This window comes from Pseudomonas sp. NPDC089918, from assembly GCF_050280605.1.
Taxonomy (GTDB): Bacteria; Pseudomonadota; Gammaproteobacteria; order Pseudomonadales; family Pseudomonadaceae; genus Aquipseudomonas.
Window position 1 is genome coordinate 38,546 of record NZ_JBNNVP010000023.1, and the last position, 25,929, is coordinate 64,474.

20 protein-coding genes are annotated in these 25,929 nt (G+C 59.8%); 14 read left to right on the forward strand and 6 right to left on the reverse strand.

Annotation, left to right across the window (positions count from 1 at the left end; genetic code table 11):
* Positions 1 to 160: 160 nt before the first annotated feature.
* From ACQKPC_RS17360 to ACQKPC_RS17385, 6 genes are all read right to left on the reverse strand, one after another.
* Positions 161 to 985, reverse strand: a complete 825-nt coding sequence (locus ACQKPC_RS17360) for an ABC transporter permease (protein WP_123498071.1) — start codon at positions 983 to 985, stop codon at positions 161 to 163.
* The gene (locus ACQKPC_RS17365; RefSeq protein WP_427625679.1) at positions 975 to 1,922 is read right to left on the reverse strand and encodes an ABC transporter permease; all 948 of its coding nucleotides are present in this window, start codon (positions 1,920 to 1,922) and stop codon (positions 975 to 977) included. Before ACQKPC_RS17365 ends, ACQKPC_RS17360 begins: the two co-directional genes overlap by 11 nt.
* A gap of 1 nt (position 1,923) precedes the next feature.
* Positions 1,924 to 2,961 carry an ABC transporter ATP-binding protein gene (locus ACQKPC_RS17370; protein WP_008072891.1) on the reverse strand — a complete coding sequence of 346 codons (1,038 nt, stop codon included), beginning with the start codon at positions 2,959 to 2,961 and terminating at the stop codon, positions 1,924 to 1,926.
* A gap of 190 nt (positions 2,962 to 3,151) precedes the next feature.
* Positions 3,152 to 4,303 carry a putative ABC transporter substrate-binding protein YdcS gene (gene ydcS, locus ACQKPC_RS17375; RefSeq protein WP_427625680.1) on the reverse strand — a complete coding sequence of 384 codons (1,152 nt, stop codon included), beginning with the start codon at positions 4,301 to 4,303 and terminating at the stop codon, positions 3,152 to 3,154.
* Positions 4,304 to 4,393: 90 nt separating this feature from the next.
* Complete coding sequence (locus ACQKPC_RS17380) at positions 4,394 to 5,851, reverse strand: gamma-aminobutyraldehyde dehydrogenase (RefSeq protein ID WP_427625681.1); 1,458 nt, start codon at positions 5,849 to 5,851, stop codon at positions 4,394 to 4,396.
* 129 nt (positions 5,852 to 5,980) lie between these two features.
* Entirely contained in the window at positions 5,981 to 6,895 is a 915-nt protein-coding gene (locus tag ACQKPC_RS17385) for a LysR family transcriptional regulator (RefSeq protein ID WP_427625682.1), read from the reverse strand.
* A gap of 222 nt (positions 6,896 to 7,117) precedes the next feature.
* Here ACQKPC_RS17385 and ACQKPC_RS17390 point away from each other — a divergent pair, with 222 nt between their 5' ends.
* From ACQKPC_RS17390 to ACQKPC_RS17455, 14 genes are all read left to right on the forward strand, one after another.
* The gene (locus tag ACQKPC_RS17390; RefSeq protein ID WP_427625715.1) at positions 7,118 to 10,339 is read left to right on the forward strand and encodes a hypothetical protein; all 3,222 of its coding nucleotides are present in this window, start codon (positions 7,118 to 7,120) and stop codon (positions 10,337 to 10,339) included.
* A gap of 207 nt (positions 10,340 to 10,546) precedes the next feature.
* Positions 10,547 to 11,269 carry a tellurite resistance TerB family protein gene (locus ACQKPC_RS17395; RefSeq protein ID WP_427625683.1) on the forward strand — a complete coding sequence of 241 codons (723 nt, stop codon included), beginning with the start codon at positions 10,547 to 10,549 and terminating at the stop codon, positions 11,267 to 11,269.
* A 278-nt stretch (positions 11,270 to 11,547) separates the two neighbouring features.
* The gene (locus ACQKPC_RS17400; RefSeq protein ID WP_427625684.1) at positions 11,548 to 13,170 is read left to right on the forward strand and encodes a methyl-accepting chemotaxis protein; all 1,623 of its coding nucleotides are present in this window, start codon (positions 11,548 to 11,550) and stop codon (positions 13,168 to 13,170) included.
* Positions 13,170 to 13,706 (forward strand): chemotaxis protein CheW, encoded by a 537-nt coding sequence (locus tag ACQKPC_RS17405; protein ID WP_427625685.1) that lies wholly within the window; start codon positions 13,170 to 13,172, stop codon positions 13,704 to 13,706. The genes ACQKPC_RS17400 and ACQKPC_RS17405 overlap by 1 nt, the downstream gene beginning before the upstream one ends.
* Positions 13,703 to 14,989 carry a CheR family methyltransferase gene (locus tag ACQKPC_RS17410; protein ID WP_427625686.1) on the forward strand — a complete coding sequence of 429 codons (1,287 nt, stop codon included), beginning with the start codon at positions 13,703 to 13,705 and terminating at the stop codon, positions 14,987 to 14,989. Before ACQKPC_RS17405 ends, ACQKPC_RS17410 begins: the two co-directional genes overlap by 4 nt.
* Positions 14,986 to 15,669, forward strand: coding sequence for a chemotaxis protein CheW (locus tag ACQKPC_RS17415; protein ID WP_427625687.1), 684 nt, complete (start codon positions 14,986 to 14,988; stop codon positions 15,667 to 15,669). The genes ACQKPC_RS17410 and ACQKPC_RS17415 overlap by 4 nt, the downstream gene beginning before the upstream one ends.
* Complete coding sequence (locus ACQKPC_RS17420; RefSeq protein ID WP_427625688.1) at positions 15,666 to 17,954, forward strand: hybrid sensor histidine kinase/response regulator; 2,289 nt, start codon at positions 15,666 to 15,668, stop codon at positions 17,952 to 17,954. The genes ACQKPC_RS17415 and ACQKPC_RS17420 overlap by 4 nt, the downstream gene beginning before the upstream one ends.
* Positions 17,951 to 18,961, forward strand: a complete 1,011-nt coding sequence (locus ACQKPC_RS17425) for a chemotaxis response regulator protein-glutamate methylesterase (protein ID WP_427625689.1) — start codon at positions 17,951 to 17,953, stop codon at positions 18,959 to 18,961. Before ACQKPC_RS17420 ends, ACQKPC_RS17425 begins: the two co-directional genes overlap by 4 nt.
* Positions 18,962 to 19,009: 48 nt before the next feature.
* Positions 19,010 to 20,011 carry a diguanylate cyclase domain-containing protein gene (locus ACQKPC_RS17430; RefSeq protein ID WP_427625690.1) on the forward strand — a complete coding sequence of 334 codons (1,002 nt, stop codon included), beginning with the start codon at positions 19,010 to 19,012 and terminating at the stop codon, positions 20,009 to 20,011.
* A gap of 261 nt (positions 20,012 to 20,272) precedes the next feature.
* Positions 20,273 to 21,368, forward strand: a protein-coding gene (gene prfB / locus ACQKPC_RS17435; protein ID WP_095920368.1) for a peptide chain release factor 2 whose coding sequence is annotated in 2 segments (ribosomal slippage) — positions 20,273 to 20,344 and positions 20,346 to 21,368 — 1,095 coding nt in all. Because the reading frame shifts where the segments join, the coding sequence is not laid out codon by codon here.
* 111 nt (positions 21,369 to 21,479) lie between these two features.
* Positions 21,480 to 22,982 (forward strand): lysine--tRNA ligase, encoded by a 1,503-nt coding sequence (lysS, locus tag ACQKPC_RS17440; RefSeq protein ID WP_008014060.1) that lies wholly within the window; start codon positions 21,480 to 21,482, stop codon positions 22,980 to 22,982.
* A gap of 103 nt (positions 22,983 to 23,085) precedes the next feature.
* Positions 23,086 to 23,802 (forward strand): TetR/AcrR family transcriptional regulator, encoded by a 717-nt coding sequence (locus tag ACQKPC_RS17445; RefSeq protein WP_427625691.1) that lies wholly within the window; start codon positions 23,086 to 23,088, stop codon positions 23,800 to 23,802.
* Positions 23,803 to 23,965: 163 nt separating this feature from the next.
* The gene (locus tag ACQKPC_RS17450; protein ID WP_008070395.1) at positions 23,966 to 24,520 is read left to right on the forward strand and encodes a hypothetical protein; all 555 of its coding nucleotides are present in this window, start codon (positions 23,966 to 23,968) and stop codon (positions 24,518 to 24,520) included.
* 36 nt (positions 24,521 to 24,556) lie between these two features.
* A complete protein-coding gene (locus tag ACQKPC_RS17455; protein ID WP_007897658.1) occupies positions 24,557 to 25,834 on the forward strand; it encodes a flavohemoglobin expression-modulating QEGLA motif protein in 1,278 nt (425 codons plus the stop codon).
* The last annotated feature ends 95 nt before the right edge of the window (positions 25,835 to 25,929 follow it).

Consider the following 25,929-nt stretch of genomic DNA (forward strand, 5'->3'; position numbering starts at 1 on the left):
GAAGCTGCTTATGTGTTCCTGCTGAAACCGGCCCCCTGTGGGAGCGGGTTTGCCCGCGATGACTGACTGACATTCAACTGAAATGTCGACTGTAAGACCGCTATCGCGGGCAAGCCCGCTCCCACAGGATCCGGTTTCCACCTTGGAAATGAGTTGTCCGTTATTTCCCGCCACTGCCCGCAACGCTTTCCCCGCCCCGGGTCAGGTAATAAGCGCCGAGGATCGGCAACATGGTCACCATCATCACCAGCATCGCGACGACGTTGGTGACCGGCACGTCCCGTGGGCGGCTGAGCTGGTTGAGCAGCCACAGTGGCAAGGTGCGTTCATGGCCGGCGGTGAAGGTGGTGACGATGATTTCGTCGAACGACAGCGCAAACGCCAGCATGCCACCGGCCAGCATCGCCGAGCCGAGGTTCGGCAGGACGATGTAGCGGAAGGTCTGCCAGCCGTCGGCGCCGAGGTCCATCGAGGCCTCAATCAAACTGTATGAAGTGCGGCGCAAGCGGGCGATGACGTTGTTGTAGACGATCACCACGCAGAAGGTCGCGTGGCCGACGATGATGGTGAACATCCCCGGTTCGATCCCTAGCGTTTTGAACGTCGCCAGCAGCGCGATCCCGGTGATGATCCCGGGCAGGGCAATCGGCAGGATCAGCATCAGCGAGATGCCTTGCTTGCCGAAGAAGTCCCGCCGGTACAACGCCGCCGACGCAAGAGTGCCCAGGACCAGCGCAATCAATGTGGCGACCGCCGCGATTTGTAACGACAGCTTGATCGCTTCCAGCACGTCGGGCCGGGAGAACGCCACGCCGATCCACTTCAGGGTGAAGCCCTTGGGCGGAAAGCTGAACGCCGCGTCTTCAGTGTTGAAGGCGTAAAGGAAGATGATCAGGATCGGGAAGTGCAAGAACACCAACCCGCCCCAGGCAGCGATGCGCAGGCCCAGGGATGCCCGATCTTGAGATGAAGTATCAGAGCGCATCGAAAGCCCCCAGACGTTTGACGATGGACAGGTAAATGGCGATCAGCACGATCGGCACCAGCGTGAAGGCCGCCGCCATCGGCATATTGCCGATCGCTCCTTGCTGGGCGTAGACCATGCTGCCAATGAAGTAACCCGGCGGGCCCACCAGTTGCGGCACGATGAAGTCGCCCAGGGTCAGGGAAAAGGTGAAGATCGAACCGGCGGCGATGCCCGGAATCGACAGCGGCAGAATCACTTGCATGAAGGTCTGACGCGGCTTGGCACCAAGGTCCGCCGAGGCTTGCAGCAAGGACGGCGGCAGGCGTTCCAGTGAGGCCTGGATCGGCAGGATCATGAACGGCAGCCAGATGTAGACGAACACCATGAACCGCCCCAGATGCGAGGTCGACAAGGTGCTGCCGCCGACGCCCGGAATCCCGAGCACGAACTGCAACACCGGCTCCAGCCCCAGGTGCTGAACAAACCACTGGGCCACTCCGCCCTTGGCCAGCAGCAAAGTCCAGGCATACGCCTTGACGATGTAACTGGCCCACATTGGCATCATCACCGCGATGTAGAAAAACGCCTTGGTCTTGCCGCTGGTGTAGCGCGCCATGTAGTAGGCGATCGGGAACGCCACGACCGCACTGGCGATCGACACGACGACAGCCATGCTCAGGGTGCGCAGGATGATGTCGAAATTTGACGGCTGGAACAGTGCGGTGAAATTCGCCAGGGTCAGGTCGGGCGTGACCGTCATGGTGAAGTCATCGAAGGTGTAGAAGCCTTGCCACAACAACGTCAACAGCGAACCGAGGTAGATCGCACCGAACCACAGCAGCGGCGGCACCAGCAGCAGCGACAGATACAGGTTCGGCCGCCGGTACAGCATGTTGGAAAACCGGCGCAGCGGCGAGCCACTGGCCGGGGTTTGAGGGGGCACCACGCTGTTCATCTCACACCCCGCCCACAACATTATCGTGCAGCGGGATCATCGCCTCGCGCGCCCAACGAGCGCTGATGCGTTGCCCGGTCTGATGTTGCGTGCTGACATCCAGCCACTGAACGTTGGCCTGGCTGATGTTCAACGTCTGGCCGTTTTCCAGTTTCAGTTCATAGCGGGTGGCGCTGCCTTGGTACTGGATGTCGTGCAGCAGGCCGCTGACTTCGATTTCATGGCTGGCCAACGGACCTTCGGCGAAACGCACGTGTTCCGGGCGGATCGAAAACGGCTGTGGATTGCCGCTCAACTGCTGCGCCAGATCGCCGCGAATCACGTTGGACGTGCCGACGAATTCGGCGACGAACGTGGTTGCCGGTTTCATGTACAGGTTGCGTGGTGTGTCGACCTGTTCGATGCGGCCCTTGTTGAATACGGCCACGCGGTCGGACATCGACAGCGCTTCGGTCTGGTCGTGGGTAACGAAGATGAAGGTGATGCCGAGCTGGCGTTGCAGCTTCTTCAGCTCGCCTTGCATTTGCTCGCGCAGCTTCAGGTCGAGGGCGCCCAAGGGTTCGTCGAGCAACAACACACGCGGGCGATTGACCAACGCGCGGGCCAGGGCCACACGCTGGCGCTGGCCGCCGGAGAGTTGCACCGGTTTGCGCTCGCCGTAGCCGCCGAGGGCGACCATATCAAGGGCTTCTTCGGCGCGTTTTTGGCGTTCGGTCTTGCCGACACCTTTGACTTTCAAACCGTAGGCGACGTTGTCGAGTACGTTCATGTGCGGGAACAACGCGTAGTCCTGGAACACAGTATTCACGTCACGCTGATACGGCGGTAACCCCGCAGCTTCGGCGCCGTGAATACGGATGGAACCCGCGCTCGGTTGTTCGAAACCGGCGATCAGGCGCAGGCAGGTGGTTTTGCCCGAGCCGGAGGGGCCCAGCATGGAAAAGAACTCGCCGTCCTGGATATCGATAGAAACCCGGTCAACGGCCTTCACCTCGCCGAACTGCCGGGAAACGTTGGTGAACTGGACTGCAAGCGTCATGGTGCGGTGCTCCGAGAAGGCGAGGATCATCACAGTGGCCTTGCCTGGACTTCTGAAATCTTCATTGATGATCGTTCCCACGCTCCGCGTGGGAATGCAGCCCGTGACGCTCTGCGTCAGCTCTGCGCGAATGGACGCGGAGCGTCCGTTGATGCATTCCCACGCAGAGCGTGGGAACGATCAGTTGGTGTTAGCGACCACCCATAATCGCAATGTAATCCTGGGTCCAGCGGCTATAAGGCACGTACTTGCCACCTTCAGCCTGCGGAGTTTTCCAGAAGGCGATCTTGTCGAACTGGTCGAAACCATTGGTCTTGCAACCCTCCGCGCCCAGCAGTTCGCTTGCCTTACACCCCGCCGGAACCGCCGGCAATGAGCCGAACCAGGCGGACACATCGCCCTGGACCTTCGGCGTGAGCGACCAGTCCATCCACTTGTAGGCACAGTTCGGATGCTTGGCCTCGGCGTGCAGCATGGTGGTATCGGCCCATCCGGTGGCGCCTTCTTTCGGGATGGTCGAGGCGATCGGCTGTTTCTCGTTCATCAGGCCGTTGACCTGATAGGGCCAGGCGCTGGCAGCCACCACGCCTTCGTTCTTGAAGTCACTCATCTGCACGGTGGTGTCGTGCCAGTAGCGATGGATCAACTTTTGCTGGGCGCGCAGCAGGTCGAGAACGGCCTTGTACTGTTTTTCGTCGAGCAGGTAAGGATCCGTGATGCCCAGTTCCGGCTTGGTGGTTTTCAGGTACAGCGCCGCGTCGGCGATGTAGATCGGGCCGTCATACGCTTGCACGCGGCCCTTGTTGGATTTGCCGTCGGACAGCTTCTGCTCTTCGAACAGCACCCCCCAACTGGTAGGTGGCTGCGTGAACACCTTGGTGTTGTACATCAACACGTTCGGGCCCCATTGATAAGGGGTGCCGTAAGTCTGGTTGTTGACCACATACCACGGCGCATCCTTGAGGCGCGGATCGAGATTTTTCCAGTTGGGAATCAATGCGGTATTGATCGGTTGCACACGTTTGCCGGCGATCAGACGCAGGGAGGCGTCGCCGGACGCCGTCACCAGGTCGTAACCGCCCTTGGCCATCAGGCTGACCATTTCATCGGACGTGCCGGCCGTCTTGACGTTGACCTTGCAGCCGGTTTCCTTCTCGAAGCCGGTCACCCAGTCGTAGGTCTTGTCGGTATCGCCCCGTTCGATATAGCCGGGCCAGGCGACGATATCCAGCTGACCTTCGCCGGCACCGACGGCTTTCAGCGGCTCGGCGGCCTGCAGGCTGGCGCTGGCCAGCAGTGCCGTGGTGATTGCACTGAGCAGTGCGGTCTTGTGCACAAGCATGGTGAACCCTCTTCTTTAAATTATGGTCGGGGCAGTTCTGAACGGGGTGAAGCCAATGCCGTTATGGCTAATTGTTAGCGTAGTGCGCTTTTATAAATGCTGTCCGTGACGGGCCATGATGTGGCGCACCACGCTGTAGTCCTGCAGCGAATCACTGGATAAGTCTTTGCCATAGCCCGAGCGCTTCAGGCCGCCATGGGGCATTTCGCTGACCAGCATGAAATGGCTGTTGATCCAGGTGCAGCCGTACTGCAAACGCGCTGCGACCTGCATGGCTTTGTCGAGATTCTGGGTCCAGACCGAGGAGGCGAGGCCGTATTCCGAGTCGTTGGCCCAGTCCACCGCTTGTTCGAGCTCATTGAAGCGGGTCACGGTGACCACCGGCCCGAACACTTCGCGCTGAACGATTTCATCGCTCTGTTTGCAACCGGCCAGCAAGGTCGGCTGGTAATAGAAGCCGGCACCGGAATGCACCGCCGCGCCGGTCACGCGTTCGATGTGCGGCTGGCCGAGGGCACGCTCGACGAAACTGGCCACGCGGTCGCGCTGGCGAGTGCTGATCAGCGGGCCGATCTCGTTGTCGGCATCACGTTTACCGGCAAAACGCAGGCTGCCGACCGCTGCGCCGAGTTCGGCCACCAAGCGGTCATGAATCCCGGCCTGTGCATAAATCCGGCACGCGGCGGTGCAGTCCTGGCCGGCGTTGTAATAGCCGTAGGTGCGCACGCCCTCGACCACCGCTTGAATATCCGCGTCGTTGCAGACGATCACCGGCGCCTTGCCGCCGAGTTCGAGGTGGGTGCGTTTCAGGGTTTTCGCCGCGGCCTGGAGGATTTTTTGCCCGGTGACGATATCGCCAGTCAGCGACACCATGCGCACTTTCGGGTGGCTGACCAAATGGCTGCCGACGCCTTCACCGCCACCGCAAATAATGTTGATCACCCCGCGCGGCAGGATCTCGGCGAGCGCCGGTGCCAACGCCAGAATCGACAGTGGCGTGTGTTCCGACGGTTTGAACACCAGCGTGTTGCCAGCGGCGAGGGCGGGGGCGATTTTCCAGGCGGCCATCATGATCGGGTAGTTCCACGGCGCAATCGATGCGACCACGCCAATCGGATCGCGACGGACCATGCTGGTGTAACCCGGCAAGTATTCGCCGCTGAGCTGGCCGGTCTGGCAACGCACGGCACCCGCGAAGAAACGGAACACATCGACCGTGGCGCTCAAATCGTCCTGACGTGCCAGGTGCAATGGCTTGCCGCAGTTCAGCGATTCGAGGCGGGCGAGCAGGTCGGCGTTTTTTTCAATGGCGTTGGCGATGTCCAGCAGCAGGTTCGAGCGCTGCTGCGGCGTGGTCCGCGACCAACTGGCAAAGGCGCGGTGGGCGGCGAGGATCGCGGTTTCGAGCTGCTCGGTGCTGGCTTCGGCAATGTGCGTCAGCACTTCTCCGGTGGCCGGGTTGAGGATGGGTTCGACGAAACCCTGGCCCGGGACCAACTCGCCATCGATCAACAACGCGGTGAACAACGGAGCCTGCGCGCCAGCCATTTTTCGGGTTCTCTTTTCTTGTGTGGCCATGGGATTCCCTGTGACTGGGCCCGGCCGTCTTATAGATGCCTCAAGACTAGTGGCCGGGCTTGTGGTCGACAAATACTAAATACTGAAGGTGGCGTTCGATTAAATAGATGGCTTGCGCCCGCCATGGGGTTGTTCGCGAGCGACGGTCAGGAACGGGTCCACCAGCGCGGGCCGGGCAGTGCCGCGACGCCACGCCAGACCGACATCGAGGGTCTGGCTCAGGTCGGCGATCGACCGCGCTTCGATGATGTCGCCCTCCAGGGACCACGGGCGGTAAGTCATGTCCGGCTGAATGGAAACGCCCAAGCCCGCGGCAACCAGGCTTCGTACCGCTTCCGTCGAGGCTGTTCGCAAGGTGATGCGCGGTTGCAGCGAGGCCGCCGACCACATGCGCTGGGCGTTGCGGTCCATTTCATCGACGTTCAGCTGAATCAGCGGCTCGCGAGCGACATCGGCGAGGTTGATGCTGTCGTGTTCCAGCAGCGGATGCTGGGCCGGTAGCCACAGTCGATGGGGCGAATGGGTCAACACTTCGGTCTGCAAGGCGTGGCGGTCTTCCAGATTGGAGAGGATCAGCACGCCCACATCAATTTCACCGCTGACCAGCAAATGCTCGATGTACGGCCGCTCATCTTCCATCACGCGTATTTCAACGTTGGGGTAAGCGCGCTGGAATCGGGTGAGCAAATCCGCCAGGTAATAACCGGCGACCAGGCTGGTCACGCCGATGATCAACTGCCCGGCAACCTGATCGGTGCTCTGTTGCAGGCTGCGTTTGGCATTGTCCACCGTGGCCAGAATCAGGTGTGCCTGACGCAGGAATTGATGCCCCTGGTGGGTCAGGGTCATGCCCTTGGCGTGGCGATTGAACAGGCCGACACCGATTTCCTGCTCCAGTTGCTGGATGGCCAGGGTCAGGGTGGACTGGGAAATGAAGGCGGTTTGCGCGGCGGCGGAGATCGAACCGGTCTCGGCCACGGCGATGAAGTGGCGGATCTGACGCAGGGTCATCATGGGGAATTACCGGGTGGGCGGTTTTTATCGATTTATCCGAGTGTATATCTTTTAAATCGATGGGTTGGTTTGTGCGGGGCGGGAGGGCAAACCCTCTACCGCTCGTCTGGAAAAAAACCCTACCTGTTAGTTCTGACAGTAGCCAACCCCTCCTTGTCGGGCGTCTGATAACCCCTGTCCACTTGTCGCCCAACCGCCTCATCCATAACAAGGAGTCTTCTCATGGCTAGCGATCTGTCTGGGGAATTCGATAACACTGTGCTGACGTTGTATCTACCCCAAATCCCGCTTGGTACGGAATCGGTAAAGGGCGCCCATTATGGGGTGTCCCTCCACAGCTATAACGCTAAACCCAAGGGGCTGGCGGTACAGGTTGACCCTTACCTGGGGCAGGCTGCGGGCGATACCGTCAGGCTCGATCTCAACGGTCAGCCGGGCATCGACAGCACACAAACCCTGGACGATACGACGGGCGTCACGTTGTATATTCCGAAGGGCCTGTTGCTGCCCGGCCGCGTCAACCAACTGGTGTACACCGTGATTCGCCGCAGCCAGAACCTTGGCAGCTCCACACCGGCGCTGACGTTGCTGTACAACGCCATCCGGCCCGGCATTGAGGACAGTACCCCAGGTGACGGCGGACACTCCGAGCTGGAGTTGATCCTGCCGGACGCGATCAAGAACGGCGTCGGCGCTGACTTCCCCGTGGATGGGGCTGAGGTGAGCGTGTCGTACCCTTACTGCCGGGCGTATGACCGCATTTGGCTGAACTGCAACGGTTATGATGTGTATTACAACGTCACCGAGGACGAAGCCCCGACGCCACCAAGTCATGGCTTGCCCGTTCCGACCACGGTGCGCTTCTTCGTTACGCGCGCCGACCTAGTGGCCGGTCGAGACCATGAGCACTTCCCGTTTTCCTACACCGTGACCGACCAACTCGGCAACGGTCCAGACACCGATTCGCCCTGGTCGGCCACGCAGACCGTGGACGTGGATCTGGCGGGCGCGCGCTTGCCAGCTGCGATTCTGCGCGAAATTCTGAGTGAAGCCGAAGACTTGTCACACTTTATCAACCTGGAAAAACTGGGGGCTTACCTGTATGTGATTATCCTGGTGAGAGACCCTCGCTTCAAAGTGGGCGACCTCATCGACGCAACCTACACCGGCCAATCACCGGGGCTGCCGGATGTGGTGCTGACCGTAAGAGGGAATGTTCAGGCGGACGACTTCGGGGATCCGGTGCGTGTCGTACTGGAGATCCCGAATGACAAGGTTATTTCCGCCAAGACCGTGACCGTGAAGTATGTGCTGAAAAGAAACGGCGAGCAGAAATATTCCTCGAGGGAGGCCAAGGCGCAGGTGATTGGTGAGGCCGTAACTGTGCCACCAGTAATCAACCGCGTGAGGGATTCAAAGGGTGAAATCGCCAATGGTGGCACCACGACCGAGACCTCGATCACGATCACGGGTAGTGCCAGTGCTGGCCAAAAAGTGCAGCTCTATGATGGAGATGCCCCAATAGGAGGCGCACTCACCGCAGTGGGCGGGACTTGGACCGCAACTGTGTCCGTCGCGGTCGGTGTGCGTCGCCTGACGGCTAAGGCGCTGTATGGCAGTGGTCAGGTTTCGGCAGCGTGGGTGGTGAATGTGACGGGTTTGCTAGAGTTGAACCCGCCTACCGTCAAGGAAGCGCCGAACAACAGCCTGGATCCGCTGGTGGTTTCGGCTCCGGTCCAGAACTACGTGACCATTATCGTGCCCAAGACCCCGCCCCTGCCGCCAGATAGTCAACTGAGCGTCAGCTGGACCGGTGCCCCCGGTACCCAAGCTGGTGGTTCTTACACATCACCTGCCACACTGGTCAGCGCCGGACTGGAAATAAGAATCCCCAATACCGTGGTGGCGTTCAACCTGGGCTTGAGTGTGACGGTGTCCTATACCATCACCCGAGGAGACGGCGATCCAATACCGTCGCAGACGTTGACGTTGGCTGTGCAGGCTATTGACCAGAAAGATCTGCCCAAACCGATAATTAGACAAGCCGCCAATAATGGCGAAGGTTCGGAGCTGAATGTCGCTAACCTGACGGCTAATGCCGTTTACCATATGGGTACTTGGCCTTTGATTGCCACTGGCCAGTACGTATGGCTGAGCCTGCACGGTACAAACATCAATGACACTCCTTACCGTAAAGTTATTCATCAGGCGCCCGGCTCTTATGTCAACCAACAATGGATGACTCAGGGTTTTTACACTCGCAGCATTGCGCTCAGCGAGTTGAAAAACCTGAAAGACGGCAGCACGTTGACCATGGAATTTAAGGCTTCGTTTAGCAAGAGTCCGACTAAACAGGATCCGTTTCCTTTGCGCACCTATACCATCAAGTCGATTGTCTTGGTTCAGCCAGAAATCACTTCGGTAAAAAACAACAGTACCGAGGTTGGTAATGGCACAACCCTTAATGTTATCGGCCGCACTGATACCGTGGTGACATTGACCGGTACCGCGACCGCTAATCTTAAGGTAGAGATTTTTGATAAAAACATTTCGACGGGCATCATTGTGCCGGTCGATGCTCTAGGGATCTGGAGCACACCAGTGACTGTGAAGGTGGGTCTGCACAGTTTCACGGCCATTGCGAAATATGGTGATTACCCAGTATCCACTCCAAGGACTTTCAATCAAAAGGCTCTGTGGAATTTCGTTAATGGCTCATTTCAAAGTTGGGTTGCTCAAGGTAACTATGTAGGTACTCTAGATAACAATCATGGGGGAGTTGGATCAAACACTAGTGATTCACGAAAAAATTGGCAGGGCATGATCATGGCTTGTCCAATTCAGGTGGAGGATGGAAAAACATACAAGTTTACTTATCAACTTCGCTTTGTTCGCACCGGGAACGCGAACGTGAATGGGACTACAGTGACCCTGTATGTCGGAGAGGCAGCTAAAGATGTAGTAATTGGGTCACCGGTCGGTGTTAACTATAATATCATTGGGCCGGTGTCTGGTTCCGGTCAATACAAAGCATTAGCCACCGGCTCAGTCATGCTGAAATTCTTCAACCATGTCGCTCACCACTACGGAAATGACTTCAGGTTCAACAATATCACAATGGAAGAAGCGGTAGCAGCAAGAGGGCTTGACGCGCCTGCGCCTGAAAGTCCTGAGCATATTGTGGATCGTATGGAAACTGAGTGGCGTGAGAGACAGAAGCCATTCGAAGGACTTACGAAAGCTGAGAGACTTGAGAAGCTTGAAAAACTTGAGGGATATGAGGAGTCTGAGAGGCTTGAAATACTTAAGGAGCTTGAGGGGTTAACGGAGCCTGAAAGAATTGATGCTCTTGAGAAACGTTTGGCAATTGACCCGTTTGATCGAGTAAAGATGCTTGAGGAGCTTGAGGCGCTTAACCAGCAGCTGATAGACCAAAGGTTCTAAGGAGAGCACCTGTAATAGGCAAAGCAATAAAAAATAATCGGGGTGGATTTATTTCATTAATAAATCCATCCCGTTTTTTATTTGAAATCCGCAGCCCACAAGTAGCAAGCAACATCCTGAAGCACTCTCACCCGACGACACCGGGCACTTTCGGTTCAGGCTGATGGCCTTAATGATCCGGTTAACCCGAATTCGTGGAGGCAGCAAATGAACACCCGTGGATTGCTCGATCAGTTACTCAAGTCCGGTCAGGATCTGTTGCAGAACAAGGCTGGCGGGACGCAGAACAAATCGGCTGGCGGTGGGCTGGGCGGCTTGCTCGGCGGTAGTGGCGGGGCTGGCGGCCTCGGCAGCCTGCTTTCGGGCGCCGGCGGCGGTGCTTTGGCGGCCGGGGCCATGGGTCTGTTGCTGGGCAGCAAGAAGGCTCGCAGTGTGGGCGGCAAGGCCCTGACTTATGGCGGCCTCGCCGCGCTGGGGGTCATTGCCTATAAGGCTTACGGAAATTGGCAGGCCCAGCAAGGCACCGCGCCGAAGACCGAACCGCAAACCCTCGACCGCGTGCCGGCGGCGCAAGTCGAGCAGCACAGCCAGGCGATTCTCAAGGCGCTGGTGGCGGCGGCCAAAGCCGATGGTCATGTGGATGAACGCGAGCGTGCGTTGATCGAAGGCGAGTTCTCCAAGCTCGACAACGATCAGGAACTGCAGCAGTGGCTGCATGCTGAACTCAATAAACCGCTGGACCCGACCGACGTCGCCCGCGCTGCGAGTACGCCGGAAATAGCGGCCGAAATGTACATCGCCAGTGTGATGCTGGTGGACGAAGAGAACTTCATGGAAAAGTCCTACCTCGATGAACTGGCGCGGCAGTTGAAGCTGGAGCCGGGGTTGAAGGCCGAGTTGGAGAAGCAGGTGCGGCAGGCTTCGGTGTAAGCGGCGCTTTTTAAAAGATCGCAGTCTTCGGCGGCTCCTACGGGATCGCGTTTATCCGTTAGGGACGGGTGAACGCTGTCGGTGGAGCTGCCGAAGGCTGCGATCTTTTTGCGCACTCATTGGCCGGGTTTGCGACTGCTGCGCAGCCGAGCGGGGGCGAGCCCCCTCGCCACAAAGGTTGGTCAGGAGTACCGCGTTTTCGTTCTTCGTGATCAAGCCCGTTCCCACAGACCCTCGGCTATACTCCCCCGCAATTCGAACCGCACCGAGGACTGACTGTGAAGAACTGGACGTTGCGCCAACGCATTTTGGCGAGCTTTGCGGTGATTATCGCAATCATGTTGTTGATGGTCGTGATGTCTTTTTCTCGCCTGATCAAGATCGAGGTCAGCGAAGAAAAGGTCCGCACCGACTCGGTGCCGGGGGTGTATTTCAGTTCGATGATGCGCGGTGCCTGGGTCGATAGTTATAACCTGACCCAGCAAATTGTCGGTCTTTCCGGAAATCGCGCACTGACCGCTGCCGACCAGGCCATGTACAAGAGCTTCGAAGAGCGCTTGAACGAGCAAATGGCCTACTACCGCAAGACCATTTTTCAACCGGACGATCAGGCCATTTTCGACGAATTCGAAGTTCGTCATCAGGTCTTCAATCAAGAAATGAGCAACGTCCTCGACCTCTACCAGCGCAAAGAGTACGAGCAAGCGCGCATTGCCCTGGAGCAAAAGCTGACACCGGCCTGGATCAACGGGCGTAAGCAGTTGAACAGCCTCATCGAGCGCAATCACGATGCAGCTGAAGCAGCCACACTGGCCATCGGCGAAGCGGTGACCGACGCCAAAATCAGTATGGGCGTCTCTTTACTGGTGGCGATCATCGTCGCCGGCCTCTGTGGCCTGCTGCTGATGCGCGCGATCATGGCCCCAATGAATCGCATCGTGGATATCCTCGAAGTCATGCGCACCGGCGATCTCAGCAGTCGCCTGGATCTTGATCGCAAGGACGAGTTCGGCGCAGTGGAAACCGGCTTCAACGACATGATGACCGAGCTCACTTCGCTGGTGTCCCAGGCGCAGCGCTCCTCGGTGCAGGTCACCACGTCGGTCACGGAAATCGCTGCGACATCCAAGCAGCAACAGGCTACCGCCACCGAAACCGCTGCCACCACCACCGAAATCGGCGCGACATCGCGGGAAATTGCCGCCACTTCGCGGGATCTGGTACGCACCATGACCGAAGTTTCCACCGCCGCCGATCAGGCGTCGGTGCTGGCAGGTTCCGGTCAACAAGGCCTGGCGCGCATGGAAGACACCATGCACTCGGTGATGGGCGCGGCCGATCTGGTCAACGCCAAACTGGCGATCCTTAACGAGAAGGCCGGTAACATCAATCAGGTGGTGGTGACCATCGTCAAAGTCGCCGACCAGACCAACCTGTTGTCCCTGAATGCCGCGATCGAAGCCGAGAAGGCCGGTGAATATGGTCGCGGGTTTTCCGTGGTCGCTACCGAAGTACGGCGCCTGGCAGACCAGACTGCGGTGGCCACCTACGACATCGAGCAGATGGTGCGCGAGATCCAGTCGGCGGTGTCAGCTGGGGTGATGGGCATGGACAAGTTTTCTGAAGAAGTGCGCCGTGGCATGTCCGAGGTGCAGTCGGTGGGCGAGCAGTTGTCGCAGATCATTCATCAGGTTCAGGCACTGGCACCACGGGTGTTGATGGTCAACGAAGGCATGCAGGCCCAGGCCACCGGCGCCGAGCAGATCAACCACGCGTTGGTGCAGTTGGGCGATGCCAGCAGCCAGACTGTCGAGTCCCTGCGTCAGGCCAGTTTTGCCATCGATGAACTGAGCCAGGTGGCCGTGGGGCTGCGTGGCGGCGTTTCGCGATTCAAAGTCTGATGAGCGAGCTCGCGGTCAAGCGCGGCGCGGTGATGCCGGTGAAACAGTCGTTGTTTCTGGTGTTCCGCATCGGCAACGAGCGTTACGCGTTGCAGGCCATCGAGGTGGCCGAAGTGCTGCCGCAGCTGCCGTTGAAACCGATTCCCCAGGCCCCGGACTGGGTGGCGGGGGTGTTTGCCTGTCGCGGCGCGGTGGTGCCGGTGATTGACCTCAGCGCCCTGACGTTCGGCCAACCGGCCCAGGCCCGCACCAGCACGCGGCTGGTGCTGGTGCACTATCGGCCGGATGAGGCGACGCCTGCGCAATTGCTCGGGTTGATTCTGGAGCAGGCCACCGACACGTTGCGCTGCAACCCGGCGGACTTTCAGCCTTATGGCCTGGACAATCGCCAGGCGCCGTACCTGGGGCCGGTGCGCGAAGATGCCCAGGGTTTACTGCAATGGGTGCGGGTTGCCGATTTGCTGGACGAACAGGTCCGCGCCTTGTTGTTTCCCTCGCCGCCGCTGGACCTGGCGCAGTTTGAGGAGCAGGGATGAGCAGCGATCAAAGGTTTTTCGATTTCCTCAAAGAACGTATCGGTCTGGATGTGGGCTCGGTCGGCCCGGCGATCATCGAACGCGCGGTGCGCCAGCGCTGCACGGCGGCTCGGGCGCTAACGACTGATGAGTACTGGCACGCCTTGCTGGGCTCGCGCGACGAACAACAGGCGCTGATCGAAGCGGTCATCGTCCCCGAGACCTGGTTTTTCCGTTACCCGGAATCCTTCGCCACGCTGGCGAAACTGGCGGCCAAGCGGCTGGCGGCGATCAATAACATGCGCGCCCTGCGGATTCTCAGTCTGCCGTGTTCCACCGGTGAAGAACCGTACTCCATCGCCATGGCATTGCTCGATGCCGGGCTGGCGCCGCACCAGTTCAAGGTCGACGGCATGGATGTCAGCCCGCTGTCGGTGGAGAAGGCCAGGCTCGCGCTGTATGGCAAGAATTCGTTTCGCGGCCAGGACATCGACTTTCGCGAGCGGCATTTCACGGCTGAAAACGACAACTATCGCCTCAGCGGGCGCGTGCTTGAACAGGTGCGTTTGCAGGTTGGCAATCTGCTGGATCCGGCCTTGCTGGCCAGTGAGCCACCTTATGACTTCGTGTTCTGTCGCAATTTGCTGATCTATTTCGATCAGCCGACCCAGCAGCAAGTGTTCGAAGTGCTCAAGCGCCTGACCCACGTCGACGGCGTGCTGTTTATCGGCCCGGCGGAGGGCAGTCTGCTGGGGCGTTTCGGCATGCGCTCGATCGGCATCCCGCAGTCGTTTGCCTTCAGTCGTCAAAGTGCGCCGGAACCGCTCGCGACCTTCGTGCCTACTCCGACGCCGCTGCCGCTGCCGGTGCAACAACCGGTGCGCAGCGTGACACCGCCGCCAGTGCGCAGTCGGCCTTTCGCAACGGTCGTGCCGATGCCTCCGGTCGCCGCCACCCCTTCGGCCACCCCTTCGGACGCCGCCACGCTGCTGGCGAACATCGCCGCGCTGGCCAATGAAGGCAAAAGCGCAGAGGCCCGCGCCGCGTGCGACAGTTTTTTGCGCAGTCACGAGCCGGTGGCGCAGGTGTTCTATTGGCTGGGGCTGCTCAGCGATGTCGCCGGCAGCGCCCTCGAGGCCCAGGGCTTTTATCGCAAGGCGTTGTACCTCGAGCCGCAACACCCCGATGCGCTGATGCACCTGGCCGCCTTGCTCCAGTCCCAGGGCGACACGGCGGGAGCCCGACGATTACAGGCCCGCGCCGCCCGCAGCGAGCGCGCCGCAGACAGTGAGCGTAAACGATGAGCGCCGCCGACACCTTGAGCGTCACCCATGAAGATGCCCAGGCCATCGACGACTGCTGGAACCGAATAGGTATCCACGGCGACAAGTCCTGCCCATTGCTGAGCGAGCACATTCATTGCCGCAACTGTGCGGTGTATTCGGCTGCCGCCACGCGCTTGCTCGATCGCTATGCCTTGCAGCAGGACGACCGCGAGCAAGTTTCCACGGTGGCCGGCAGCGATGTGAAAACCCGCTCGCTGCTGATGTTTCGCCTCGGCGAAGAATGGTTGGGCCTGGCCACTCGCAGCCTGGTCGAAGTGGCGCCGTTGCAAGCGATTCACTCCTTGCCGCACCAGCGCTCCGGGGCGTTGCTCGGCGTGGCGAATGTGCGCGGTGCCTTGGTAGCGTGCCTGTCGCTGGTGGAGTTGCTGGGGCTCGACGGCACCAGTGGCGTGGCATCCGGCGCGCGGGTGATGCCGCGGATGCTGATCATCGCCGCCCACGGCGGGCCGGTGGTGGTACCGGTGGATGAGGTGGACGGGATTCACGCCATCGACGAGCGCATTCTCGATGCGGCGTCCCAGTCCGGCACCCAGGCCAGCGCCAGATACACCCGTGGCGTCTTGCAATTCAAAGGTCGCAGCCTGCGTTGGCTGGATGAAGAACAGCTGCTGTCCGCCGTGACCCGGAGCCTCACATGACCCCCGAGCAAATGCGTGACGCCTCTTTGCTGGAACTGTTCAGCCTCGAAGCCGAGGCCCAGACCCTGGTGCTGAGCGCAGGTCTTTTGGCGCTTGAGCGTGATCCGACCCAAGCCGATTACCTTGAGTCGTGCATGCGCGCGGCCCATTCGCTCAAGGGTGCGGCGCGGATTGTCGGTGTCGATGCCGGGGTCAGCGTTGCCCATGTGATGGAAGATTACCTGGTCAGCGCCCAGGAAGGGCGCCTGTACCTGCGGCCCGAACACATTGATGCACTGTTGCAAGGCACCGATCTGCTGATGCGGATTGCGACGCCGGGCAACGCTCCGGCGCCTGCGGATATCGACGCTTACGTCGTCTTGATGGGACGGCTGCTTGATCATATGGCGGCCACTGCCCCCATCGCGCCGCCGATGGCAGAGCTTCAGATGGAACCGCCGACACCCAAGGTTGAGCCGCCCATGCCGGCCGCCGCCGAAGCCTCTCCGGCAGCGCCCGCCGAGCCAGCGCCCACGACTAAACGCACCACCGAAAGTGGCGAACGCGTATTGCGCGTCACGGCCGAGCGCTTGAACAGCCTGCTCGACCTGTCGAGTAAATCCCTGGTGGAAACCCAGCGGCTCAAGCCGCACCTGGCCACCATGCAGCGCCTTAAGCGCATGCAGAGCAACGGCCTGCGGGCGCTGGAAAACCTCAACGTCCATCTCAAGGACCATGCCTTGAGTCTTGAAGCCCAGGAAGCCTTGGGGGATGCCCGCCGATTGTTGGCCGAGTCTCAGCAATTGCTGGTGGAAAAGAACGCCGAGCTGGACGAGTTCGCCTGGCACGCCAGCCAGCGTGCGCAGGTGCTGTACGACACGGCGCTGGCCTGTCGCATGCGGCCATTCGCCGACGTGCTGAGCGGGCAAGTGCGCATGGTCCGCGACCTCGGCCGCAGCCTGGGCAAACAGGTGCGACTGGAGATCGAGGGCGATAAGACCCAGGTCGACCGCGACGTATTGGAAAAACTCGAAGCACCGCTGACGCACCTGCTGCGTAATGCGGTCGATCACGGCATCGAAACCCGGGAACAACGGCTATTGGCCGGCAAACCGGAGGAAGGCCTGATCCGGTTGCGAGCGTCCCATCAGGCCGGTCTGCTGGTGTTGGAACTCAGCGATGACGGCAACGGCGTCGACCTGGAAAAGCTTCGGCGCAACATCGTCGAGCGACAGTTATCCCCAGCCGAAACCGCCGCCCAGTTGAGCGAAGAGGAGCTGCTGACGTTCCTGTTTCTGCCGGGTTTCAGCCTGCGCGACGCGGTTACCGAAGTTTCCGGGCGCGGCGTCGGGCTGGATGCAGTTCAGCACATGGTTCGCCAGTTGCGCGGTGCCGTGGTGCTGGAGCAGACAGCAGGCGAGGGCAGTCGCTTTCATCTGGAAGTGCCGCTGACGCTGTCGGTGGTGCGCAGCCTGGTGGTGGAAGTCGGTGATGAGGCGTATGCCTTCCCGCTGGCGCACATCGAGCGCATGTGCGACCTGGCGCCGGAAGATATCGTGCAGGTCGAAGGCCGGCAGCACTTCTGGTACGAAGGCCGGCATGTCGGGCTGGTTGCCGCCAGTCAGCTGTTGCATCGCCCGGCGAGCCAGAACAATGCGCAAACCCTCAAAGTCGTGGTCATCCGCGAGCGCGAGGCGATCTACGGGGTGGCAGTCGAGCGCTTCGTCGGCGAGCGCACATTGGTGGTGCTACCGCTGGACGAGCGCCTGGGCAAGGTGCAGGACATTTCCGCCGGGGCCTTGCTCGACGACGGCTCGGTGGTGCTGATCGTCGACGTCGAAGACATGCTGCGTTCGGTGGACAAACTGCTCAATACCGGGCGTCTGGAGCGCATTGCCCGGCATGCCAATCAGGCCGTCGAAGCGGCGCGTAAACGGATTCTGGTGGTGGACGACTCGCTGACCGTTCGTGAGTTGCAGCGCAAGCTGCTGCTCAATCGCGGCTATGACGTCGCGGTGGCGGTGGACGGCATGGATGGCTGGAACGCCCTGCGTTCAGAGGACTTCGATCTGTTGATCACCGACATCGACATGCCGCGCATGGATGGCATCGAGCTGGTGTCTTTGGTGCGCCGCGACAACCGTCTGCAATCCCTGCCGGTGATGGTGGTGTCCTACAAGGACCGCGAAGAAGACCGCCGCCGTGGACTGGACGCCGGAGCCGACTATTATCTAGCCAAAGCGAGTTTTCATGATGACGCTTTGCTGGATGCAGTGGTTGAGCTCATTGGAGGCGCGCGGGCATGAAAATCGCTATCGTCAACGACATGCCCATGGCGGTAGAGGCCTTGCGCCGCGCTTTGGCGTTCGAACCGGCGCACGAGGTGATCTGGGTCGCCGGCAATGGGGCCGAGGCAGTGCAACGTTGCACTGAATACACCCCGGATCTGATCCTGATGGATTTGATCATGCCGTTGATGGACGGTGTGGAAGCGACCCGGCGGATCATGGCCGAGACCCCGTGCGCGATTGTCATTGTCACTGTCGACCGCGAGCAGAACGTACACCGGGTGTTCGAAGCCATGGGCTACGGCGCGCTGGATGTGGTCGATACCCCGGCTATCGGTGGCGGCAATCCTCAGGAAGCCGCCGCACCGCTGCTGCGCAAGATCATGAACATTGGCTGGCTGATTGGTGACCACAGCAATCGGGTGCGATCGGCACCGAGCCCACACCGCCATTCGGCCTCGCGCCAGCGCCTGGTAGCCATCGGTTCATCCGCCGGCGGGCCGGCGGCGCTGGAAGTGCTGCTCAAGGGCCTGCCTCGAGATTTTTCGGCGGCCATCGTGTTGGTCCAACATGTGGATCAGGTGTTCGCCGCCGGCATGGCCGAATGGCTTGCCAGCGCCAGTGGCCTGGACGTGCGCCTGGCCCAGGAAGGCGAACCGCCGCAAAACGGCGTGGTCCTGCTGGCCGGGACCAACCATCACATTCGATTGCTGAAAAACGGCACACTCGCCTACACCGCCGAACCGGTCAACGAGATCTATCGGCCGTCGATCGATGTGTTTTTCGAAAGTGTAGCCAGTTACTGGAGCGGTGACGCTGTGGGCGTTCTGCTGACCGGTATGGGGCGCGACGGCGCGCAGGGGCTTAAACTCATGCGCCAACAGGGCTACCTGACCATCGCTCAGGACCAACAAAGCAGTGCGGTGTACGGCATGCCGAAAGCGGCCGCGGCCATCGACGCGGCTGTGGAAGTTCTCCCGCTGGACAAGATAGCGCCACGATTGATGGAGATCTTCTCAAAATGACTATCATTAGCAGCAATCGTGGCCAAGGCAGTACTCAGGTGACCGCACATGAATGAATTACAGCTCGACGACTTCAAAACCGATGAAAACGCCGCCATGGTGTTGTTGGTGGACGATCAGGCGATGATCGGCGAGGCAGTGCGGCGTGGTTTGTCGAACGAAGAAAACATCGACTTCCATTTCTGTGCCGACCCGCACCAGGCGATCGCCCAGGCGATTCGCATCAAGCCGACCGTAATCCTTCAGGACCTGGTCATGCCTGGCCTCGACGGCCTGAGCCTGGTGCGCGAATACCGTAATCACCCGGCGACCAAGGACATTCCGATCATTGTCCTGTCGACCAAGGAAGACCCGCTGATCAAGAGCGCGGCGTTTGCCGCCGGTGCCAACGATTACCTGGTCAAACTGCCGGACAACATCGAACTGGTAGCGCGTATCCGCTATCACTCGCGCTCCTACATGACCCTGCTGCAACGTGACGCGGCGTACCGCGCGCTGCGGGTCAGCCAGCAGCAGTTGCTCGACACCAACCTGGTGCTGCAACGCTTGATGAACTCCGACGGCCTGACCGGGCTGTCGAATCGCCGGCATTTCGACGAATACCTGGAGCTGGAGTGGCGGCGTTCGCTGCGGGACCAGACTCAATTGTCGCTACTGATGATCGATGTCGACTACTTCAAGTCCTTCAACGACAGCTTTGGCCACCTCGAAGGTGATGAAGCACTGCGCAAAGTCGCCACGGCGATTCGCGACGCCAGCTCCAGACCTTCGGACTTGCCGGCCCGTTACGGCGGCGAAGAGTTCGTCCTGGTCTTGCCCAACACTTCGCCGGGCGGTGCACGAATGGTGGCGGAAAAACTGCGCCAGACCGTGGCCGGGTTGAAAATCCCGCACATTTTCCCGACCGAGGGTTCGAGCCTGACCATCAGCATCGGCCTGTCGACCATGATTCCGCAGCAGGGCAGTGACTGCCGGCAATTGATCTCGGCGGCGGACAAGGGGTTGTACCTGGCGAAGAACAATGGGCGTAATCAGGTGGGGATCGAGTAGTCTTCAGATTAAGTGAAGCTCCCAAGACTGGCATAAACACTGTGGCGAGGGGGCTTGCCCCCGTTGGGTCGCGAAGCGGCCCCAGCATTCTTTCAGTCAAACCCAGCAATCAGGTTTTACGACCGCTTCGCAGCCGAACGGGGGCAAGCCCCCTCGCCACTGGTTTATGTTGCGCCTAAAGCCGCCGGGCGGGCTGCCGTGACAGCTTGATTACGTTATACTCGCCGGCTTTCAAAAGTTCGCCAACGAGTGCTGCCTGCCATGGAAATCAACCCGATCCTTAACAGTATCAAGGACCTGTCCGAGCGCTCCGAAACTATTCGGGGGTATCTTTGACTACGATCAAAAGCATGAGCGTCTGACTGAAGTCAATCGCGAGCTTGAAGATCCGTCTGTCTGGAACAACCCGTCGTACGCTCAGGAACTGGGCCGCGAGCGGTCGCTGCTGGCTCAGATCGTCGAAACCCTCGACGAAATGCACAGCGGTCTGGCCGATGCCAAAGACTTGCTGCTGATGTCCGCCGAAGAAGAAGACCAGGCCGCCGTCGATGACGTCGCTGCCGAAGTCGAGCGCCTGCGCGAGTCCCTGGAAAAACTCGAATTCCGTCGCATGTTCAGCGGTGAGATGGACGCCAACAACGCCTACCTGGACATCCAGGCCGGCTCCGGCGGTACCGAGGCTCAGGACTGGGCCAATATCCTGCTGCGCATGTACCTGCGCTGGGCGGATAAACGCGGTTTCGACGCGACCATCATGGAGCTGTCGGCCGGTGAAGTCGCCGGTATCAAAGGCGCTACCGTGCACATCAAGGGCGAATACGCCTTTGGCTGGCTGCGTACCGAAATCGGCGTGCACCGTCTGGTGCGCAAGAGCCCGTTCGACTCCGGCAACCGTCGTCACACCTCGTTCTCGGCCGTGTTCGTGTCGCCGGAAATCGATGACAACATCGAAATCGACATCAACCCGTCGGACCTGCGCATCGACACCTACCGCTCCTCCGGTGCCGGTGGTCAGCACGTTAACACCACCGACTCGGCCGTACGGATTACACACGTACCGACCAACACCGTGGTCAGCTGCCAGAACGAACGTTCCCAGCATGCGAACAAAGACACCGCGATGAAAATGTTGCGGGCGCGCTTGTACGAGCAGGAAGTGCAGAAGCGCAACGCCGCTTCCCAGGCTCTGGAAGACACCAAGTCGGATATCGGCTGGGGTCACCAGATCCGTTCGTATGTGCTCGATGCCTCGCGGATCAAGGATCTGCGTACCAACATCGAACGCAGCGACTGCGACAAGGTGCTCGACGGCGACATCGACGAATACCTGGTGGCCAGCCTGAAACAAGGCTTGTAAGACATGCATGCAGTGATCAGCTGATTCACCGCGATCCTGTGGGAGCGGGCTTGCCCGCGATCCCCAGCCGAAGGCTGGGGGCAACGAACCTGTGATGGAATATTTAAAGACATGAGCGACCTACAACTCGACCCGCAAGCCCTGCAACAGGAAGAAAACTCCCTGATCGCCCTGCGCAAGGAAAAGCTTGCTGCCGAGCGCGCCAAGGGCAATGCCTTCCCCAACGACTTCCGCCGCGACAATTACTGCGAAGACTTGCAGAAACAGTACGCGGACAAGACCAAGGAAGAGCTGGCAGAGGCTGCAATCCCGGTCAAGGTGGCGGGTCGCATCATGCTCAACCGTGGCTCGTTCATGGTGATTCAGGACATGACCGGTCGCATTCAGGTTTACGTCAACCGTAAAACCCTGTCCGAAGACACCCTGGCCGCGGTGAAAACCTGGGACATGGGCGACATCATTGCAGCCGTTGGCACCCTGGCGCGTTCCGGCAAGGGCGACCTGTACGTTGAAATGACCAGCGTGCGCCTGCTGACCAAATCCCTGCGCCCGCTGCCGGACAAGCACCACGGCCTGACCGACACCGAGCAGCGCTACCGTCAGCGTTACGTCGACCTGATCGTCAACGAAGAGGTGCGCCAGACCTTCCGCGTTCGCTCGCAAGTGATTGCGCACATTCGCAGCTTCCTGATGAAGCGTGACTTCCTGGAAGTGGAAACACCGATGCTGCAAACCATTCCAGGCGGCGCGGCGGCCAAGCCGTTCGAGACGCATCACAACGCGCTGGACATGGAAATGTTCCTGCGTATCGCGCCTGAGCTGTACCTCAAGCGTTTGGTCGTCGGCGGTTTCGAGAAAGTCTTCGAGATCAACCGCAACTTCCGTAACGAAGGCGTTTCGACGCGTCACAACCCTGAATTCACCATGTTGGAGTTCTACCAGGCTTACGCCGACTACGAAGACAACATGGACCTGACCGAAGAGCTGTTCCGCGAGCTGGCTCAGTTGGTTCTGGGCAGCACCGACGTGCCTTACGGCGACAAGGTGTTCCACTTCGGCGAGCCATTCGTGCGTCTGTCGGTGTTCGATTCGATCCTCAAGTACAACCCTGAGCTGACCGCTGACGACCTGACCGACATCGACAAGGCCCGCGCCATCGCCAAGAAGGCCGGCGCCAAGGTGCTGGGCTTCGAAGGTCTGGGCAAGCTGCAGGTAATGATTTTCGAAGAGCTGGTCGAGCACAAGCTGGAGCAGCCGCACTTCATCACCCAGTACCCGTTCGAAGTGTCGCCGCTGGCCCGTCGTAACGACGAGAACCCGAACGTCACCGACCGTTTCGAACTGTTCATCGGTGGCCGTGAAATCGCCAACGCCTACTCTGAGTTGAACGACGCCGAAGACCAGGCCGAGCGTTTCATGGCGCAGGTGGCCGACAAGGACGCCGGCGACGACGAAGCCATGCACTACGACGCCGACTTCGTTCGCGCGCTGGAGTACGGCATGCCGCCAACGGCCGGTGAAGGGATCGGCATCGACCGTCTGGTGATGTTGCTGACCAACTCACCGTCCATCCGCGACGTGATTCTGTTCCCGCACATGCGGCCACAAGCGTAAGTGTTTCAATTAAAAAGCCGCCTATAACAGGCGGCTTTTTATTGCCTGTCTGGTACAAACGTATCAATTGGTTACTTTTGACGTTTAGAGAGGAATACCTGTCGTGAATCGTGCAATGGCTCAAGAAGGTGCAGCGGGTATCGCCACTGCGGTCGCTGAAAGTGTTCAGTACCAGGGCCGCAAGGCCAGCCGACAGGGCAGCGAACAGCGTCGACAGGACATTCTCGACGCAGCGATGCGCATTGTTGTGCGCGATGGCGTGCGGGCCGTGCGGCACCGTGCTGTGGCCGCTGAAGCGGGTGTGCCGCTGTCGGCCACGACCTACTATTTCAAAGACATCGATGACCTGCTCACCGATACCTTCGCCCAATACGTGGAACGCAGCGCGGCGTTCATGGCCCGGTTATGGGCCAGCAACGAAGGCCTGTTGCGCGAGATGGTTGTCAGCGGCGATGGCACCGTCGAGTCCCGCTCACAGTTGGCGGACGATATCGCCCGGCTGATGGCTGACTATGTTCATCGGCAATTGATCAATCGCCGCGAGCACTTGATGGCCGAGCAAGCCTTCCGCCAGGAAGCCTTGCTCAACCCGCGCCTGGCCTTGTTGGTGCGCTCCCATCAGCAAATTCTCCTGCAGGGCACCTGCCAGCTTTTCGAAGTATTGGGTTCCCGTGAGCCACAACAGGATGCCAAAGTGTTGACTGCTATTATCGGACGGATGGAATATCAGGGCCTGCTCAACGACGCCGAGCCTGTAGCCGAAGAGGAAATGCTCGGCATCCTCAACCGCTACATGCATTTGGTGCTGGCGTCGGTGTAACCCGGTACTCCGATCGTTCCCACGCTCTGCGTGGGAATGCCGCCCGGGACGCTCCGCGTGTCCCCTTACTGACGTGACGCAGAGCGTCACCGGATGCATTCCCACGCAGAGCGTGGGAACGATCAATGCGCAAAAGTCGTCGTGTATCGATAGGGAGTGTTGAATGAAAGCCTGGCGCGTCATTGTGATCGCCTTGTCGATCCTGCTGCTCAGTGGCTGTCTGGTGACCTTCAAGGAGCCGCTGCCCGCCAGCGAGCCCGCGCCCAAAGGATTGCTTGGCAAGTGGACCAGCACCAATGCCTGGGGTGAGCCGATGAACCTGGAACTGACGCGCATCGGCGACAATCGCTATCAGGCGGTCAGCTACTTCAAGGCCAAGCCCCATGAGCGTGAAGCCTATCCCTTCACCGTGTCGCGCCATGGCAATCGCTGGTACCTGTCGGCGAAGGTGCCGGCGCAGTTCGGCGGAAACTTCACCATCACCGGTTTCGAGCTCAACGATAAGCACGAACTGGTGGTCTACAACCTCGACCTTGAGCAGATCAAACAGGCCATGGGCCAAGAAGCCCTCAGTGGCCAAGGCTTCCGGACCGACGACGGCGACGGGGTGTTGATCAACAACAGCCTGGATCAGGTGTTTGCCTACCTCGATGACCCGGCCAATTCCGATGTTTTCGTCGAAGCGGTGCGTTATCAGCGCCTGGCCAAAACCAAATAAACCCAGCACGTAACGGTTTTACTACAGGAGTTTCGGGTGGACGAATACCAGCAGACGATACGCATTTTGTCCGATCGCATAGTGCTGGCGCAGACGCCGATTCGCGTTCTGGATGCGGTCAAGTGGGACGACAGCATTCGCAAGGGGTTCTTCAAAGGCAAGGGCAAGGAAATGCCGGCCGTGGACCGCGACTATTACCTCAATCGACCGCTGGCATTTGATTCCAGCAAAGTGAAGCTGGAATTCCAGAACATCGAGCGCGACATCACTCGCCAGCTCGGCCAGTTCAATCCGGTCGGCCAGATCATGCGCCGCATGTGCAAGGAATACCGGATGGTGGTGCGCATGCTTGAAGCGCGCGGCACCGAGGATTTCGGGCTGATTTCCCAGGAATTGTATGGCGCGGCGTCCGATGCGTTCCACGCGGGCGACCCGACCCTGGCCGACCTGGGGCTGATGCTCTCCGATTACCTGAACAACATCGACGGCCGTGGCGACCTCAAGGACGAACCGAAAATCCTTACCGCCAAGGAAGCCGTCGACCTGCTGCAACATCGGTTGAACAAGGTGTTTGGCGAGAACGAAGAAACCATTCGGGTGTTCGAGTCCGACGGGATCGTCGCCGATGCGGCGGCCGGCGCCGACTACATCAAGATCCGCGCCGACGCGATGTTCAACGACCGTGACGTGCGTGCGCTGGAAGTCCACGAAGGGCTGGTGCATGTGGGCACCACGCTCAACGGCCTGAATCAGCCGATCTGCACCTTCCTGTCCAAAGGCCCGCCGTCGTCTACCGTGACCCAGGAAGGCTTGGCGATCCTGATGGAAATCATCACCTTCGCCTCCTACCCGAGCCGCCTGCGCAAACTGACTAACCGTACCCGCGCCATTCATATGGTGGAGGAGGGCGCGGACTTCTTGCAGATTTACGAATTTTTCTGTGAGCAAGGCTTCGAAATGGCCGAAAGCTACGGCAACGCCAGTCGGGTTTTCCGTGGCTCGGTGCCGACCGGTCTACCGTTTACCAAAGACTTGTCCTACCTCAAGGGCTTTATCATGGTTTACAACTACATTCAGTTGGCCGTGCGTAAAGGCAAGCTGGAGCAGATACCGCTATTGTTTTGCGGCAAGACCACGCTGGAAGACATGCGGACCTTGCGCCAGTTGGTGGACGAAGGCCTGGTGGTGCCGCCCAAGTACCTGCCTGACCAATTCCGCGACATGAACGCGCTATCGGCCTGGATGTGCTTCTCCAACTTCCTCAACCACCTGAGCCTGGACCGGATCGAAGCGGATTATTCCAATATCCTCTAACCATGATGAGATCCCCTGTGGGAGCGAGCCTGCTCGCGATAGCGGCTTAACATTCAACATCGATGTTGTCTGACACACCGCCATCGCGAGCAGGC